We start from the raw sequence: 12,772 nt of genomic DNA, 5'->3' as shown, positions 1-12,772 counted from the left end.
CTTCCTCTCTATAATCCTAGATTTTTCGCAATAATCGTTTTCATAATTTCGTTGGTTCCAGCGTAAATGCTGGAAACAGGAATATCACGGAATCGTCTCGCAATCTCGTATTCTTCCATATATCCATAGCCGCCATGGAGCTGCATACACTCTCCGGCAATCTTCTTGGCGATATCGGTTAGCTTAAATTTCGCCATTGAGACCTTCGTTACTACGTTTTTCCCTTCAATATGCTCGGCAATTAACTGATCCAAAAAAGCTCTGCCCATTTCAATATCGGTTGCCATTTCCACAATTTTAAACTGGGTGTTTTGAAACTGGCTGACTGGTTTTCCGAACGCTTCTCTGCTTTTTACATAGTCAATCGTCATTTTGAGCATGACTTCCGAGGCAGTTTGCGCCCCAATTGCGACAAGAAGCCGTTCTTGTTGTAGTTTTTCCATCAAATAAAGGAAACCATTACCTTCCTCCCCCAGCAGGTTTTCTTTCGGTACACGGCAATCTTCAAAGATTAATTCCGCTGTATCCTGGCAATGGAGCCCGACTTTGTTTAACTTTCTTCCACGTGAAAAACCAGGGGCATCTCTCTCGATGACGAGGAGGCTAACACCTTTATGCTTTGGTACCGCATTTAGGTCCGTTTTAACAGCAACAACGATGAGGTCGGATTGAATCCCATTGGTAATGAATGTCTTTTGTCCATTAACAATATAGTGGTCTCCATCCAATTTTGCCGTTGTTTTGATGTTTGCCAGGTCAGATCCTGTACCCGGTTCTGTCATGGCAATCCCTGTAATAATTTCACCGGTAACACATTTCGGAAGCCAGCGCTGCTTTTGCTCTTCTGTCCCATAAGCAGTGATGTAAGGGACGACAATGTCATTGTGGAGGCCAATCCCAATTAAGCCTGAGCCCACTCGTTCCAACTCTTCATTTATGACAACCGCGAATCCCCAATCGACCTCACTGCCGCCATATTTTTCATCTATATCAGGGGAAAGAAACCCCTGCTCCCCCATCTTTTTCCAGAAGGAACGCGGAATCATCCGGTCCTCCTCCCACTGCTCATAAAAGGGATATGCTTCTTTGTCCAAAAACTTTCTCAATGACTTGCGAAAAATTTCATGATCCTCATTTAAATATGGATGTTTCATGTTAAATTACCTCACTTTCGAGTGGAAGCGCTTTCTATTTGGGTTTTTTTTTTAATTCTTCTCCTTACTACATATTTTCGGATACTCACTACATATTATTGGGCACTTACTACCTATTTCACGATTTTTACGACATTTACTGGAAATCGATTACCAATTTTGATTTTCTTAGTCCAATTTACCGCTTCTCACCTCTCTCATTTTCTGACGAAGCTGGTACTTCAATACTTTCCCAGAAGCGTTCTTCGGCAGCTGCTCTTCTATAAAAATTCGCCTTGGAACTTTATAGCCTGCTAGTTTTTGACGACAGAAGTTCTTCAATTCCATCTCATCTATCACTGCACCTTCCTTTGGCACAATAATCGCACAGACTGCCTCTCCCCAAACCTCATCGGGCAAACCAATAATAGCCGCATCGAGGACGTCCGGATGTTCAAAAAGAATACCTTCAACCTCAACGGAGTAAACATTTTCTCCGCCTGATATAATCATGTCTTTTTTACGATCAACTAACGTGGTATAACCTTCTTCATCAATCGTTGCTAAGTCTCCGGTATAGAGCCAGCCATTTTTCAAGGTGCTCTTCGTTTCTTCCGGCTTTTTATAATATTCCTTCATCACCATGTCACTGCGAACAATAAATTCACCGATCACTCCAGGTAATACATCATTACCTTCTTCATTGACAACCCTTGTTTCCGTCAAGAAAATAGGTTTTCCCCCCTTTCCAAGGTGATGTTTATGTCCTTCTGGATCGAGGAGAATTCCTCCAGGCCCTGCTTCAGTCAGACCGCAAAGATTGTAAACCTGATCGGTTTTAAAGAGTTGAATGGTTTTTTTGACATGTTCCGGTGCCATTGGGGCTGCCCCGTATCCGACTCTTTTAATAGAAGATAAATCATAATCTGCTGCATTGGGAACTTGGAGTAGAAAGTTATACATAGCTGGAACCGCAAAAAGATGGGTAATTTTATGTTCTTGAATCGCTTGGAGTGTTTTAACTGGATGAAAGTCACGATGAATAATATGAGTAGCACCAAGTGCCACCCCGGAAATCAGGAATAAGTTTAATTGGGCTGAGTGGAACAGTGGTGCGAGGTGAAGAATTCGTTCATGCTGTCTAATCCCCATATTAATAACAACAGCAATCCCTACTTTAAAAATTTGACTATGATCAAACAGAGCTCCCTTCGGTCGGCCGGTTGTACCCGATGTGTAGAGAATTTCTAAATCATCCTGCTCGGAAACCTCAACATCCGGCTCATTTAGATTATTGGATAAAATCCTTTCATACGAATGGTATCCAGTTGTTACTGGGTCACCAACGGTAATGACCAACCGAGTTTCCGTTCCTTGTTTGACCGTTGCGATTATTTGTTCAAACTCCTTGTCACACACAACTAAAGACGTATCGGACTGGTCTAAAATGTAGTGAACCTCTGATGCAGTTAGACGAAAGTTAACAGGTACGGCAACCGCCCCAATTTTGGCAGCGGCAAAAAACGTAAAGACAAAGTGATCGGAATTCTTCATCATCAATGCCAGCTTGTCACCCTTATTTACCCCCTGGACCAATAAGCCGTTTGCAAGCCTATTTACTTCTTCATTAAATTGGCGATACGTATAGCTCCTGCCTTCACATTCGATGGCTAATAATTCGGGAAACTTGCGGGAATTTTGCGCTAAAAGGCTTCCGATATTCATATAAGGATCCTCCTTCAAAAAGACTTCCCTCAATATTCATGCAATTTTTGTGCCAGTATTCAAAAAAAACAATATATAGGCTATCAGCCCGAAAAGCAGCAGCCTTAAATGACGATATGTTTTTCAAGCAAACACAAAACACAAAAAGGTGTCCATTTTTTGGACACTCTTCTCCCTAGGTCGGCAGTTTGTATTTTTTGATTTTTTCATATAAACCGGATCGGCTGATTCCTAGTAATCTAGCCGCTTTTACTTTATTCCCTTGCACTTGAACTAATGCCTTTTTAATCGCTTCGAGTTCTGCGTTTTCGACAAGTGATACATTTAAAGAAGGCTCTACAACGGAAACCTGCTTCACTAAATAATCGGGAAGATCCTCCAATCTAATTTTCCCATTTTCCGCAAATGTCATGGCCCGTTCCATGACATTTCGCAGTTCACGGACATTTCCAGGCCAGGCGTAATCTAACATCGCTCCTCTTGCCCTATCTTCGATACCAGTAATGCTAGTGCCTAAAATTTGATTCAATTCAATCATGAACCGCCCAATCAAATGATTTGTATCATAAAGTCGATTGCGGAGTGGCGGGACATTTAATGAAATAACATTGAGACGATAATATAAATCCTCTCTAAAAAGACCCTCTTGGACCATTTCTTCAAGATTTCGATTGGTGGCAGCAATGATTCTGACATCAACCTGTATTCTTACCGTACCGCCAACCCGGTAGAACTCTCTTTCCTGAAGCACGCGCAGCAGCTTGGCTTGCAATGAGAGTGACATGTCCCCTACCTCATCAAGGAAGAGCGTTCCGCCATTAGCTAAATCAAACTTTCCAAGTTTGCCTTTTTGCCTGGCCCCCGTAAAGGCCCCTTCGTCATAGCCAAAAAACTCTGATTCTAGCAAATCCTCTGGTATCGCTGCACAATTCACCACAATAAACTTCCCTGTATTTCTTGCACTGCTATTATGAATAGCTTGAGCAAACAATTCTTTACCCGTACCACTTTCACCACGGATAAGAATAGTTGACCTTCCTTTTGCTGCTTTGGCCGCACTTTTTTTCAACTTATCCATATATGGATCAACTGTTAATAGGTGATCCCAGGTAAACCTGGCTGACTCTGACTTCTGAAATTGCTGATGATAAAAACTCGCTTTATTTTCCGCTTTCTGTAACTTTTTGAATAACTCGCTGACCTCATTTAATTGTCTGAACACGACCTTGCCAATGGCTCCAATGATTCTTCCATTCTCTTGAATAGGAATTCGGTGGACGATATATTTAATACCATTGATTTCTAGAAATTCGCTAACCTCAGCCGTTTCTGATTGATAAACATTGTCTAATTGTAGTTCCGGTAATACTTTCGCAACGGGATGGTATAGAACTGCTTCCAGTTGAAGATTAAATAATTCGAGTAGAGGAGGACTGACCATCTGGATGTTTTTCTTTTCATCCGTCATGACAATCCCGTCATAGGCATGGTCTAAAGCTGTTTCTAATGTCCTTTTTAAGGTTTTTACTGTTTTTAACTCTTGTGAGGTTTGCAGCAGTGACATGACCATATCCGTTTTCGTAAGGATTCCAACGACATGTTCCTGGTCATCAATGACCACACCGGTGCCAACCTGACTGTTTTTGACAATCAATTCAATTTTTTCATATGGGGTGTTAATGGGCAGTGTTTCAACCTGAGCTTTTATGTATTTTTTGATAGGAGTGGTTAGGGGGTTCTCATCCAAAACCATTTGAAACAAACTGCTTCGGGTAAAAACGCCAACTAGTTTTCTACCAATATCCGATACAGGAAGCAGGTTCCACTTCTTTTTGTTCATCAGATCGATGGCTTCAACTAGTGTCGTATTTTCGGTAACTATACAATCGACTGGCGTAATAAGCTCTTTAATTTGGAGCATTTCGTTACCCCCTTTTATTCATATCTTTATTGTAACAAAAAAGGGGGATATTTTTGAATATTTTAACAATACTTCTGATCATTCCATACAAACAAAAAGAGAAGTCTTGTGCCTTCCCCAACTTCACCTTTATTTCGGCTGCATTCTTATTGCTCCATCAAGCCTAATTGTTTCACCATTTAACATTGGATTTTCGATGATACTTTGAACGAGTTGTGCGTATTCACTTGGGAATCCCAGCCTTGAAGGGAACGGGACCATATTTCCTAGCGAATCTTTCGCCTCTTGTGGAAGGGTATCAAACATCGGTGTATGGAAAAGTCCAGGAGCAATGGTCATCACACGAATTCCGTAGCGAGCAAGCTCTCTTGCAATCGGCAGGGTCATTCCGACAATTCCACCTTTTGAGGCACTATAGGCAGCCTGGCCAATTTGTCCATCATAGGCCGCAACAGAAGCAGTATTAATAATCACACCTCTTTCACCCTGTTCATTCACTTTATTACTAGTCATCTTCTCAGCAGCAATCCGAATTACATTGAAAGTACCGATTAAATTCACCTGAATGACTTTTGAAAAAAGTGAAAGATTATGCACGCCATTCCTGCCGAGCACTTTCTCTGCAATCCCAATCCCTGCACAGTTCACTACACTATTCACTCCACCCATAAACGCAGCAGCTTTACTAACTGCTTCCTGAATGTCTTCATCTATAGTGACATCTGCTTTTAAAAATAAAACGGCTTCACCAAGTTCGTTTTGGAGACGTAAACCATTTTCTTCCGATTGGTCAAAAATAACCGCTTTTCCTCCGTTTTGAACAATGGTACGGATGGTTGCCTCTCCAAGCCCTGAGGCACCGCCGGTAACAATCGCACGACAAGTTTGAATTTGCATTGTTTATACCTCCTATTAGGATTTCCTATGATTCTCTTTTGCAAGTATTATGCCAAAGAGAAAAACTCTAGAATAATGGTCATTTACTGTTGACCTTTAATGAATGTGTTTTAGGTATGGACATCTATGCCCGAAAAGTAATCAATTACTGAACAGTTTTATAAAGTTGTAGATGAAATGGCTCCCAGGCTGGATTAAGACATAAAAAGGTCAGGACCTCATTTAATATGATGTCCTGACCTTTTCCTTTGCTACCACGTCTTCTTGTAATGACGCTCGTCTTCTTCTTTCCATTATTACAACTAAAACAATAGCTGCTATGAGAAAAAGACTAGCGATTCGAAAGATGGATGCCGTCCCAACAAACTGGGCGAGCAACCCAAAAATAAGACCGCTTAGCCCAATCCCCAAATCAATCGACGAAAAGATCATCCCGTTGGCCACACCTCGCCGATGTGCAGGTGTCATGAGTAAGGCCCAAGATTGCAGCGTTGGTATCAAGCAACCGAATCCGATACCGAATAATGCACCTGAAATGGCAATAAATAAGCTGGAATGTGCAAAAGAGAGTACCCATATGCCAACAAATGTAGCGAATGTACAGAACAATACAAGTCCTATTGGGCCCTTTTCATCAAACCATCTCCCTGCAAATGGTCTGCCCAATGTGGCCATCACCGCATTAAAAATATAAAATAAAAAGATCTGCTCAATGCCACGATCTTCACCAAAAATGACAATAAATGTGACCACCGATCCGTAACCTAAATTGATGATAATCGTGATAAATGCTGGAAACCAACTTGATGTTTCAACCAGTGAACCTAGATAGGAAAATTTCAATTCTTCTTTTCTAGTATTTATCACTGCTTTAGGAGTTTGATACTTTACAGCAGTAAGTAAAATGATCGAGATAACCCCTAATATCGCTGAAAAATAAATTAGATTCGTGAAAGAAGTAATATTGTAAACAAATATTCCTACACTAGGGGCAATAATGTATGCAATTGTCATCGAAAGTCCGAAATAGCCCATCCCTTCACCGAGCCGTGAATTTGGAATCACATCAACCGCCGCTGTGCCATTTACAGTTGTTGACCAGCCCCAGGCAAGACCATGGACAAAACGGAATAATAGAAAAATCACCACAACCTGTGAAACTGGATAAAGAATCGTGACCAGTAAAAGCATAATTGCTCCTATTAAAACTAGTGCCTTTCTAGGCCTATACTCAAGCATAAAGCCGATAAACGGCCGGCTAATGACAGCGCCAATCGAAAACAATGCCGTCACTAGGCCAATCTCCAGCCCCGAAGCCCCAATGGATTTTATATATGGCGGTAGTGTGGGAATAAGCATTTGAAATGACATAAACACAAACAGATTTCCCACCATGAGCATAATAAACGACTTCGTCCACAAACGCTCTTTCAAACAATCCGCTCCCTTCACTCCAATAAAAAAGAATCTTCACACTGAAGATCCGCTTACTTATATTTACTTCGTATTTCTAAATAATAGCACAGAAGATGGAAAAAGAATATTTTGATACCAGATAGTTTTATAAAATTTGCTGGTTTCTTCGGATTAGTGTCCGACTAGTAAACAAAAACCTTATCAATTTTTTTGATTTCCGTTATCATTAAATATAGTAAACATTGTTAAATTGGAGGAATCCCCACTTATGAAAAAAATGGTTATCACCCGTAATATTGATCAAGATTACATAACACAAATCAATGCGATGATTCCTGATTGGGAATTGATTGTAGGCAAGGATAAAAATATTTGGCAAGAGCATCTAAAGGACGCTGAAATCATCGCTGGCTGGCATAATGGGATAGAAGAATACTGCCTCGCTCCACATTCCAAGTTGAAGTGGCTCCAATCATGGAGTGCCGGTGTTGATTACCTGCCGCTTGAAGAGATGAATTCTAGAAACATTTACTTGACTAGTGCTAATGGCGTCCATGCCTATCCAATTTCTGAGACAATTTTTGCATTAATGCTTGGCTTAACACGGAAAATCCATACCTATGTTAAAAACCAACAGAAGAAAACTTGGCATCATGCCCATATGGGACTAGAAATACATGAAAAAACCATTGGCATTATCGGCGTCGGTACCATTGGGAAAGAAACAGCGAAAATCGCTAAAGCATTTGGCATGCACGTCCTTGGTGTCAGGCACTCTGGAAAGCCAGAGGACTATGTGGATGAAATGTATACTCCAGACCAATTAGATCAGCTGCTCCCAAAATGTGATTATGTTGTGGTTACATTACCGCTCACCAAGGAAACGAATCAAATGTTTGGCGCAGAACAATTTAAGCAAATGAAGACATCCGCATTCTTTATGAATATCGGCCGAGGGGAGATTGTCGTGGAAGCTGACCTTATCCAGGCATTAAAGGAAGGAACAATCGCGGGAGCAGGACTCGATGTGTTTGAAACAGAACCGTTGAGTCCGGAAAGTCCGTTATGGGAGATGGAAAATGTAATCGTCACCCCACACACATCTGGGTCAACCGATCACTATAATCAGCGGGTCATTGAAAACATATTGATCCCTAACTTAAAAGAATATCTTTCTAGTAATATCCCATCGATTAATCTTGTTAATTTTTCAAAAGGATATTAATACAGGAGTACAGAAATTATTGAAAAAAGAAAATAGAGAGACTATTATTACAGTCTCTCTCTCCCAAATCTATCATTTTTTAAATCTTCCAGGCGTGAACTTTTCACTGGCTTTAAAGTTATAAACCGGTTTAATGAAACCTGCAATCTCAACAGTTTCTTCTACCTTTTCTAAAATTTCATTCATTGACTTATAGGCCATTGGCGCTTCATCTAAGGTTTCTTCCGAAACAGACGTCGTCCACACGCCATCCATTGTTTTATGAAAATCGTCCATATTGAGAGTTTTCATTGCTTTCGTCCGGCTCAATACGCGACCCGCACCATGCGGAGCAGAATAATTCCATTCATCGTTCCCTTTACCGACTGCTAGAATCGACCCGTCTCTCATATTAATCGGAATAATAAGACGTTCGCCTTTTTGCGCGGACACGGCCCCTTTTCGTAAAATCAGGTTCTCCGTGTCGATATAATTGTGTACCGTATCGAAGCGGTCCTGCTCCTCTAGTCCTATATTTTCCGTGATCGCTCTTGCAATTTCTTCGCGGTTAGCTTTTGCAAATGCTTGAGCCAACTTCATATCATGCATATAGTTATGAAAATCCTCGCCTTCCAAATACGCTAAATCATTCGGAATAACGGGATTCTTTTCTTTATAGCTTTTAATCATTGCTTCGATTTCTTTTTGACGTCCTTCTGCCTTTAATTGGTCAATGATATCAGTTAAATCCTGCTGACGAAGTTTTGAGATTGCTACCATTTGATAGTAGCTGGCAATCTTCGCCCCAACATAGCGGCTGCCAGTGTGTATGGTTAAATAGTGATAGCCATCGGTATCCACAGAGACCTCAATAAAATGGTTCCCTCCACCTAATGTACCTAAGCTATAAAGGCTTCTATTTTCACTCAATATGTGTTCTGCTTTAAATTCTTGACTGGTGGGAAAACTCGTAGTAATAAACCCGACTGTCTCCTCTGTATGAAGCTCCTGCCCACTCGGGACATACGTACGGATCACTTGATCAAGTTTATTAAAATCAATTTTTTGATCCTGAAGTTTGACGGTTAACACGCCGCAGCCGACATCTACACCCACTAGATTGGGGACGACCTTATCCTTTAGCTGAATGGTTGTTCCAATCACACAACCTTTACCGGCGTGATAGTCTGGCATAATACTAATCTTTGTATCCTTTAAAAAAGCTTGATTGCATAGCTCTTGGATTTGCTCTAAGGCTGTTTCCTGAGGATAGTTCGAAAAAACACAAGCCTCTGTTTGTGCACCCGTTACTTTAATCACTCGTTTTCCCTCCTTCAAAACAGATTACCCATAGGCTACCATTTTTTTGACATTTGGGCAACGCAAATTCAGAACAAAAGGCGCAAGCGCCCGTTTATCTGCGTATGGACTGGAGCGCTCCAACTGAGATAAAGGAAACACGGAGAGCGTTAGCGATTCGATGTTGACTTATCGTAGGGCGGAGAGCGAAGGCCACTAGCAGCTGGGCGCTGGAGCTGGATTCAGAGAACTATTTCAAGTTATCCACAATAAATTATTTTATATTTCCTATCCAATAAAAAAGGAAGATGCCTCGGACACCTTCCTTTTTCAAATATTAATAGACGGTTTGCATACCTTTTCCTGCCACCGTCATCCACTCAAACTGACGCAATCTAACTTCAAACAATGTTAACGGATCGCGGAACATTTCTGGATTGGTATTCATATTCGTAAGCATTTCTTGGTTTGACTGAATTCCTAATCTTGCTTCCTCCACTGAACGATTTAACAGATTCAATGGACTCTTGAAAAATAGGGTAACATCTCGCTCCAGTGATTTTTCAAACAGCTCAAATTGCTGAAAAAACTGTTGCTTGACGGCAGAAATCGCTTCGATATACTCCTCATTTTCTACAAATGATTTGTATTTGTTAAAAAGCAGTGCTTTATTTTGTGTCATGGCACCAAACAGCTTACCAGCGCTTTTTAATAAAAATTGAGACGGGGTTCTGCGCAGCAGAATATTGACAGTTTCCAGCTGAAAGCGACTTGTCATCCGATCAGTATCACGGTGCCAATCATCGAGCACTTTAAAATCGCAATCAAGGCTGAGGCGTTCTTCCCCATACATGTGATTAAAGCCTTCACCTATTTCATTCAAGAACTCCTGACCTTGCACGAACTCCTCTTTGCTTCCCTCGATCCATTCCTGGAGCAAGCGGTAATATTTTGGCATGACCGTCTGATCTAGGTACACTTCCAGTCTCTTGTTCATCTCATCATTAAGTTCTAAGTGAATCTTGCTAAAATTACTGTCTTCTTTAATGAAAGAGGAACACTCTTGAAGCATCTTTGGAACAGACTCTGATATATCCTTTTCAATAGAATCTTTGATGGCACGGTAGGACTGCACCACTGCTTTTGTTTTTTGAGTCTCCGTATCCTTCAGTTGATTTACGGCCCCCGTTAACTTCTGCAGCATTTCTTCATTCCAACGTACGGATTCTACTAATTGATTTTCAACATCGATCCGTTTTTGCATAAGGCTGGCAATCGTGGTCCGAATATAGAACAACAGCTTTGCCAACCGCTTATCTTCAATGTTTCTCATGTTTTTAATGGATTGGATAAACTCTTTTAAGTCCTTAAGCTGCTGACTGCTTTCATATTGCGATGAAAAAGCAAACACGAAAGCATCCGGTAAATAGGATTGAATCCTCGCCCTAGTTTCATCGAAAACTCTTATCGCTTCCTGCTCATTTACAAGCGTATCGGTCTTACTCAATAGAAAATGAACTGGAATATCAGGAGCTAACTCTTGAATCTTTGCAAGCACTGATCTTTCTTTATCCGTAAACGGTGCATTTGCATCGAGCACAAAGAGGACGGTATCTGCCAATTGCAGATTCTTCAATACTTCATAGGAATCATTATAGTTTCCTTTTAGGCCAGGGGTATCAATTAAAGCGACCTTATTTTCCTGTAAAAAGGCGTTCGGACGCCTAAATTCAATCATAGATTCTAACGCATTACGGCGTCGGTCCATTCGTTCTTGAAAATCAGAAAAACCAGATAAACGAGTCATCTCTCGATCAGTAATTTCTATGATTTCTTCTTCCTTGGAATCCTTAAACATGACCACCGAAGAGGTTGGGCTGTCCTGTAAATCTTCTCCTAGAACCAAATTAACAAAGGTTGATTTACCACTTCCGCTCAACCCGGTAATTAGAAGATGCTGTGTGTCAAAATCGACTAATTGCTCGACAATCCATTTTACTCGATTATTCTCGCCCATCTCATTTGATTGTGCCCAATCCGTAATAGCATCAAATAGTGTCAGGCACTCCTCTAATTCGTCCATATCAGTTTCCGTAATGCTGATCAGTTTTTCAGCCTCACTAACGATAGACATACTTATGCTTGCTGGAAAAAGCTCATTCCATGAGAGCACGGCAGCTGCTGCAAGCACGGTATCTTTACGATCGGCAAGCCGTAACCAATTTGTCAGGAAGTCTGGAATAAAATCCTGCAGACTTTTAATGAAATACCTTCCATCAATTAAGTTGAAAAATGCTTCCTTATGGAGGCTTGAAAGTACAGATAAGTTACTATCCCGACTGATATCAAGGTTTAATAACAAATGGTTCATTTCTCTGATCCAAGTAAAATACGATTCCTCATTCTTATAGCTGTTCCAAATGGCGGAAATAAGCTTCTCGAATTTTTGTTTATTCAGGCTAAACACTTCAAGTAAAGCCTGTGAAAAATAACTCGGCGCATGACTTCTAGCCACACCATTTTCCACATAGGTAATGATCATATCGTACCAGTCTAATGATTCCGTCCGTTTTGCCTCGTTTACTGCTAGTTCAATCGCATGATTCCAATCCTGCTGCTCTTCAAAAAAAGAACGGGCGATTTCCGTTACGTTTGGATAATCCGGGTTTGCAGCAATTGTTTTTTTAATCACCGACAAGGCCAAGTCGAGCTTTCCTCGCTCTATATACAACGAAAATAACTGTAAGGCCACTTCCGTATTTAGGGTGAGATTATTGGTTTGAATTGCACAATAAAGGTCTTCAGCAGTCGATAATAAACCTAACTCATAATATGCATCCGCAGTATTTTTCTTTGCCCAGGGTTCAAGTTCATTGATTATATTCTCCCATTTAAAGATGGCAGCCTCATAATCTTTATGATGGAAGTACACTTCCCCCTGTGCAAAGCGAATAGATGATAAATCAGGCAGGTCCTTTAGCGCTTCCTCCTGAAACAGTTCACCAAGCACCTGGATCGGATGAATATTTTCATGTTCATTAATGAACATTTCATAATACGTTTTCTGTTTTAATTGCGTCTCTAATGTCATATCTTTCCCTCCAATTACACCACTCTCTGTCATTCATATGGAAAAGAGGCCTAATTATTCTATATACTATTCGACGGATTTTCTGA

Annotated in this window: 8 protein-coding genes; 1 reads left to right on the top strand and 7 read right to left on the bottom strand. The window is 40.8% G+C overall.

The genetic code is table 11. The features are described 5' to 3' along the window. Nucleotides 1-8 precede the first annotated feature (8 nt). The 5 genes from CCK98_RS05930 to CCK98_RS05910 form a co-directional block, all read right to left on the bottom strand. The gene (locus CCK98_RS05930; RefSeq protein ID WP_088085732.1) at nucleotides 9-1,154 is read right to left on the bottom strand and encodes an acyl-CoA dehydrogenase family protein; all 1,146 of its coding nucleotides are present in this window, start codon (nucleotides 1,152-1,154) and stop codon (nucleotides 9-11) included. Nucleotides 1,155-1,322: 168 nt separating this feature from the next. After that, nucleotides 1,323-2,858, bottom strand: a complete 1,536-nt coding sequence (locus tag CCK98_RS05925; RefSeq protein ID WP_088085731.1) for a class I adenylate-forming enzyme family protein — start codon at nucleotides 2,856-2,858, stop codon at nucleotides 1,323-1,325. Between the two features lie 175 nt (nucleotides 2,859-3,033). Next, nucleotides 3,034-4,779 (bottom strand): sigma-54-dependent Fis family transcriptional regulator, encoded by a 1,746-nt coding sequence (locus CCK98_RS05920; RefSeq protein ID WP_088085730.1) that lies wholly within the window; start codon nucleotides 4,777-4,779, stop codon nucleotides 3,034-3,036. Nucleotides 4,780-4,908: 129 nt separating this feature from the next. Beyond that, nucleotides 4,909-5,676 carry a 3-hydroxyacyl-CoA dehydrogenase gene (locus tag CCK98_RS05915; RefSeq protein WP_088085729.1) on the bottom strand — a complete coding sequence of 256 codons (768 nt, stop codon included), beginning with the start codon at nucleotides 5,674-5,676 and terminating at the stop codon, nucleotides 4,909-4,911. Between the two features lie 222 nt (nucleotides 5,677-5,898). Further along, on the bottom strand, nucleotides 5,899-7,110 hold the full coding sequence (locus CCK98_RS05910; protein ID WP_256942267.1) for an MFS transporter: 1,212 nt from the start codon (nucleotides 7,108-7,110) through the stop codon (nucleotides 5,899-5,901). 250 nt (nucleotides 7,111-7,360) lie between these two features. Between CCK98_RS05910 and CCK98_RS05905 the strand changes: the two genes are divergently transcribed. After that, complete coding sequence (locus tag CCK98_RS05905) at nucleotides 7,361-8,317, top strand: D-2-hydroxyacid dehydrogenase (protein ID WP_088085728.1); 957 nt, start codon at nucleotides 7,361-7,363, stop codon at nucleotides 8,315-8,317. Nucleotides 8,318-8,389: 72 nt separating this feature from the next. Here the strand turns inward: CCK98_RS05905 and CCK98_RS05900 are convergent, their stop codons facing one another. Both CCK98_RS05900 and CCK98_RS05895 read right to left on the bottom strand, forming a co-directional pair. Further along, nucleotides 8,390-9,616 (bottom strand): RtcB family protein, encoded by a 1,227-nt coding sequence (locus CCK98_RS05900; protein WP_088085727.1) that lies wholly within the window; start codon nucleotides 9,614-9,616, stop codon nucleotides 8,390-8,392. 316 nt (nucleotides 9,617-9,932) lie between these two features. Then, on the bottom strand, nucleotides 9,933-12,686 hold the full coding sequence (locus CCK98_RS05895) for a dynamin family protein (RefSeq protein WP_088085726.1): 2,754 nt from the start codon (nucleotides 12,684-12,686) through the stop codon (nucleotides 9,933-9,935). Between the last annotated feature and the right edge of the window lie 86 nt (nucleotides 12,687-12,772).

Origin of the sequence: Bacillus sp. OV166 (assembly GCF_900177675.1) — a bacterium.
Taxonomy (GTDB): domain Bacteria; phylum Bacillota; class Bacilli; order Bacillales; family Cytobacillaceae; genus Neobacillus.
The sequence above is the reverse complement of the archived record's forward strand: the minus strand, read 5'-3'. Positions and strand labels throughout refer to the sequence as shown.

Bases quoted from the DNA above. Each gene is read 5' to 3' on its own strand.
- CCK98_RS05930 (WP_088085732.1), bottom strand. From the start codon at position 1,154: ATGAAACATCCATATTTAAATGAGGATCATGAAATTTTTCGCAAGTCA.
- CCK98_RS05925 (WP_088085731.1), bottom strand. From the start codon at position 2,858: ATGAATATCGGAAGCCTTTTAGCGCAAAATTCCCGCAAGTTTCCCGAA.
- CCK98_RS05920 (WP_088085730.1), bottom strand. From the start codon at position 4,779: ATGCTCCAAATTAAAGAGCTTATTACGCCAGTCGATTGTATAGTTACC.
- CCK98_RS05915 (WP_088085729.1), bottom strand. From the start codon at position 5,676: ATGCAAATTCAAACTTGTCGTGCGATTGTTACCGGCGGTGCCTCAGGG.
- CCK98_RS05905 (WP_088085728.1), top strand. From the start codon at position 7,361: ATGAAAAAAATGGTTATCACCCGTAATATTGATCAAGATTACATAACA.
- CCK98_RS05895 (WP_088085726.1), bottom strand. From the start codon at position 12,686: ATGACATTAGAGACGCAATTAAAACAGAAAACGTATTATGAAATGTTC.